Raw genomic sequence first — 4,316 nt, 5'->3', positions numbered from 1 at the left:
CAGAAAGATTCCGAGAGTACATTAAAAATGACAGGAGGAATGTCATATGAAGATAATCGAAGGCGGCGTTTGTGCTGCAAAAGGATTTAAAGCGGGCGCGATGCGCTGCGGAATCCGCAAATCTCATACAAAAAAGGATCTGGCGATGATCCTTTCGGATTGTGTCTGCAACGCATCGGCGGTTTATACGACCAACCGCGTCAAGGCATCACCGATTTTACTGACAAAGGAACATCTGGCCGACGGAAAGGCACAGGCGGTTATTGTCAATTCCGGTAATGCGAACGCGTGCGCTCCGTTTGGCATGGAGAATGCAAGAAGACAGGCAAAGGCAGGCGCGCGTGCGCTGGGCGTTTCGGAGGAAAATGTAATCGTAGCATCGACCGGCGTCATCGGTCAGACGCTTCCGGTTGAGGCGATCGAGGCTCATGCAGGCGAGATGGAGATGAAATATGACAACTCCCTGGCAGCCGCAGAAGCGATCATGACGACCGATACAAAAGTGAAGACGATCGCGGTTGAATTTGATATAGATGGAACAACCTGCCACATCGGCGGTATAACCTGCCACATCGGCGGTATCTGCAAAGGTTCCGGTATGATCCACCCGAATATGGGAACGATGCTGTGCTTCATCACAACCGATTGTGCAGTCAGCAGCGAGATGATCCGCAAGGCGCTGTTATTCAATGTAAAACGTACCTTCAACCGTGTGACCGTTGACGGCGATACCTCCACCAACGATATGTGTACCGTTCTGGCAAATGGTATGGCTGGCAATGCGGAGATTACTGCAGAAGGTCCGGCATACGAGGCATTCTGCGAGGCATTGCAGGCAGTCATGCAGGATCTGGCTCGTAAGATTGCGGCAGACGGCGAGGGCGCAAGCAAGCTGATGACCTGTACCGTGAAGGGAGCGAAGGATGAGGAGACAGCCGAGGTACTGGCAAAATCCATCGCCGGTTCTTCCCTGACCAAAGCAGCAATGTTCGGTTCCGATGCGAACTGGGGACGCGTTCTCTGCGCGATGGGTTATTCCGGAGCTGCGTTTAACACGGAGAAAGTGTTAGTCGAGTTTGCCTCCAAAGAGGGCAGCATTGCAGTCTGTGAGGACGGCAGGGGACTCGATTTTGATGAAGATCTGGCAAAGAAAATCTTAAGCCAGGATGAAGTGGAGATCAATGTAACACTTCAGGAAGGCAGCGGAAGCGCTACCTGCTGGGGATGCGATTTGACCTATGATTATGTGAAGATTAATGGAGATTATCGGACGTGATGAAAACAGGATCAAAAATGAGCGCAGAAGTCCTGGTAGAGGCGCTGCCATATATTCAGGAATATGCTGGTAAAATTATCGTTGTAAAATACGGCGGAAACGCCATGATTAATGAAGATTTAAAGCAGGCGGTGATCGAGGATATCGTCCTTTTAAATCTGGTAGGCATCAAGGTCGTGCTGGTACACGGCGGTGGTCCGGAAATTTCGGAGATGCTCAAAAAAATCGGAAAAGAGTCTAAATTTGTCAAAGGTCTGCGCTACACAGACCGAGAAACGATGGACATTGTCCAGATGATTCTCTGCGGCAAGGTCAACAAAAACCTTGTTTCCCTGTTTGAGAAAGCAGGCGGACGTGCCGTTGGTCTGGGCGGCATGGACGGCGGACTCTTCAAGGCGATCCGGTTAGTCGATCCGGATGGAACGGAATACGGCTATGTGGGAGATGTGAAAGAGGTTAATGAGAAAGTTGTTCTCGACGTTTTAAATGAGGGCTTTATCCCGGTTGTTTCCTCCGTGGCAGCAGGCATGGACGAGGAGACGAACTATAACATCAATGCAGATACGGCAGCGGAGAAGCTGGCGGTAGCATTGAAAGCGAAAAAACTGATTCTTCTGACGGATGTATGCGGTCTGATGCGCGATCCGAAAGACGATTCGACACTGATTCCGAGACTGAAAGTTTCTGAGGTTCCGGCGCTTATCAAAGAGGGTGTGATCTCTGGCGGCATGATTCCGAAGGTAGACTGCTGTGTTGAGGCAGTACGCCAGGGTGTAGAACGTGCCAATATCCAGGATGGTCGTGTGCCGCACTCGATTCTGGTCGAGCTTTTGAGCGATGACGGTGTAGGAACCATGTTCTCATAAACAAAGTTTGAAAGATGCATGGAGGATTTTTATGACATTTGAAGAAATCAAACAGGGCGAAGAAACTTATATTATGCACACATACGGACGTTTCCCGATTGCGCTGGATCACGGAAAAGGCGCGACGCTGTGGGATACGGACGGAAAGAAATACATTGATCTGACCTCCGGCATCGGTGTCAACAGTCTTGGCCATGACAACGAGGCGCTGACAACTGCGGTATCGGAGCAGGCACATAAGCTGATGCACGCCTGCAACCTGTATTACACCGAGCCGATGGTGCAGGTAGCAAAGAAGTTGGTCGATTCAGCCGGAATGGGAAAAATCTTTTTTGCAAACTCCGGTGCGGAAGCCAACGAGGGCATGATCAAGCTGGCAAGAAAGTATTCCTTTGACAAATACGGCGAGGGAAGAAATAAGATTATCACGCTGAAACAGTCCTTCCACGGACGTACCGTGACGACATTAAAGGCAACCGGACAGGACAAGTTTCATCAGTATTTCTTCCCATTCACGGAAGGATTTGATTATGCGGCAGCCAATGATATCGAAGACATGAAGCGCAAGATTGATGATACGACCTGCGCTGTCATGATGGAGATGATTCAGGGCGAGGGCGGCGTCCTTCCGCTTGATAAGGAATTTGTACAGGCAACTGCCGAGATCTGCAAGGAGAAGGACATCCTGCTTCTGATTGACGAGGTTCAGACGGGCATCGGACGTACCGGAAGCCTGTTCTGCTATGAGCAGTACGGCGTTCAGCCGAACATCATCAGCATGGCAAAAGGACTCGGCGGCGGCGTTCCGATCGGTGCTGTCATGGCGGATAAGAAATGCCAGGATGTACTGGGTGCCGGTACGCACGGTACAACCTTCGGCGGCAATCCGCTCTGCTGTGCGGCTGCCAATACTGTATTAGATATCGTAAATAAGCCGGAATTCCTGAAATCGGTTCAGGAAAAGGGCGAGTACCTGAAAAAGGAGATTTTAGCGATCGGCTCTCCGAAGGTAAAAACCGTTCGCGGCATGGGACTGATGTTAGGCATCGTAGTGGACAAAGACGAGAGAGCTGCGATGGTCAGTCAGTTGATGGAGAAAGGCGTCCTGGTCCTGACAGCCGGTACAGAGGCGATCCGTCTGCTTCCGCCGCTTGTTATCACGAAAGAGGAGATGGACGAGGCAATCGTTGCTATGAGGGAGGTATTTTAGACATGAAGCATTTATTAAAGCTGTTGGACTGCACACCGGAGGAGATTACCTCGATTCTGGATCTGGCAGATCAGTTAAAATATGAGCGGAAACATCACATTTCACATCGTCTTCTGGAGGGCAAATCCATCGGTCTGATTTTCCAGAAGTCATCCACCCGTACCAGAGTTTCGTTTGAGACCGGTATGTTCCAGCTCGGCGGACAGGCACTGTTCCTTTCCTCCCGTGACTTACAGATCGGACGCGGTGAGCCGGTACAGGATACCGCACGCGTACTCTCCCGTTATCTGGACGGCATCATGATCCGTACCTACGAGCAGAAAGAAGTGGAGGATCTGGCAAAATACGGTTCTATCCCGATTATCAACGGTTTGACTGATTTCTGCCATCCGTGCCAGGTACTGGCTGACCTGATGACGATCCGTGAGAAATACGGCGTACTGAAAGGGCTCAAGATGTGTTACATCGGCGATGGCAACAACATGGCGAACTCCTTGATCGTAGGCGGCCTGAAATCGGATATGCAGGTATCTATCGCAACTCCGGATAATTACCGTCCGGCGAAAGAAGTGCTGGATTTCGCAGCTGGCAATGACGCATTTACACTGGTAAATGATCCGATCAAGGCAGTGGAAAATGCAGACGTTGTCATCACAGATACATGGACTTCCATGGGTCAGGAAGAAGAGAAGAAGATCCGCCAGCAGGCATTCCAGGGATATCAGATCAATGATGAACTGATGGCTGCGGCAAAACCGGGGGCGATGGTAATGCACTGTCTGCCGGCTTACCGTGGACAGGAGATTACCGAGAAGATCTTTGAAGAACATGCGTCAGAGATCTTTGAAGAGGCGGAAAACCGGTTGCATGCCCAGAAGGCGGTTATGGTTACGCTGATGAAATAGAAATATATAGAAATGCATAAAAATGGCAAGGTGACGCGCCAGAAGCCAAATGCCCTCCG

4 protein-coding genes are annotated in these 4,316 nt (G+C 50.5%); all 4 read left to right on the top strand.

Features of this window, described 5'->3' with window-relative positions; all coding sequences use genetic code 11:
- Window positions 1-46 precede the first annotated feature (46 nt).
- Genes argJ through argF form a run of 4 tightly spaced genes read left to right on the top strand, consistent with a single transcriptional unit; the run spans window position 47 to window position 4,257 of the window.
- A complete protein-coding gene (argJ, locus tag QVO97_RS02225; protein WP_022358785.1) occupies window positions 47-1,276 on the top strand; it encodes a bifunctional ornithine acetyltransferase/N-acetylglutamate synthase in 1,230 nt (409 codons plus the stop codon).
- The gene (gene argB, locus QVO97_RS02220) at window positions 1,276-2,142 is read left to right on the top strand and encodes an acetylglutamate kinase (RefSeq protein ID WP_288188685.1); all 867 of its coding nucleotides are present in this window, start codon (window positions 1,276-1,278) and stop codon (window positions 2,140-2,142) included. The genes argJ and argB overlap by 1 nt, the downstream gene beginning before the upstream one ends.
- Before the next feature lie 31 nt (window positions 2,143-2,173).
- The gene (locus tag QVO97_RS02215) at window positions 2,174-3,352 is read left to right on the top strand and encodes an aspartate aminotransferase family protein (RefSeq protein WP_022358783.1); all 1,179 of its coding nucleotides are present in this window, start codon (window positions 2,174-2,176) and stop codon (window positions 3,350-3,352) included.
- Window positions 3,353-3,354: 2 nt separating this feature from the next.
- Complete coding sequence (gene argF, locus QVO97_RS02210; protein WP_022358782.1) at window positions 3,355-4,257, top strand: ornithine carbamoyltransferase; 903 nt, start codon at window positions 3,355-3,357, stop codon at window positions 4,255-4,257.
- The last annotated feature ends 59 nt before the right edge of the window (window positions 4,258-4,316 follow it).

The organism is Clostridium sp. CAG:43 (assembly GCF_000434655.1).
Lineage (GTDB): Bacteria > Bacillota > Clostridia > Lachnospirales > Lachnospiraceae > Otoolea > Otoolea fessa.
Note: the sequence above shows the minus strand (reverse complement) of the source record. Positions and strands in the feature narration are given on the sequence as shown.

Coding starts and splice junctions, on each gene's coding strand:
- QVO97_RS02215 (WP_022358783.1), top strand. CDS start 2,174: ATGACATTTGAAGAAATCAAACAGGGCGAAGAAACTTATATTATGCAC.
- argJ (WP_022358785.1), top strand. CDS start 47: ATGAAGATAATCGAAGGCGGCGTTTGTGCTGCAAAAGGATTTAAAGCG.
- argB (WP_288188685.1), top strand. CDS start 1,276: ATGAAAACAGGATCAAAAATGAGCGCAGAAGTCCTGGTAGAGGCGCTG.
- argF (WP_022358782.1), top strand. CDS start 3,355: ATGAAGCATTTATTAAAGCTGTTGGACTGCACACCGGAGGAGATTACC.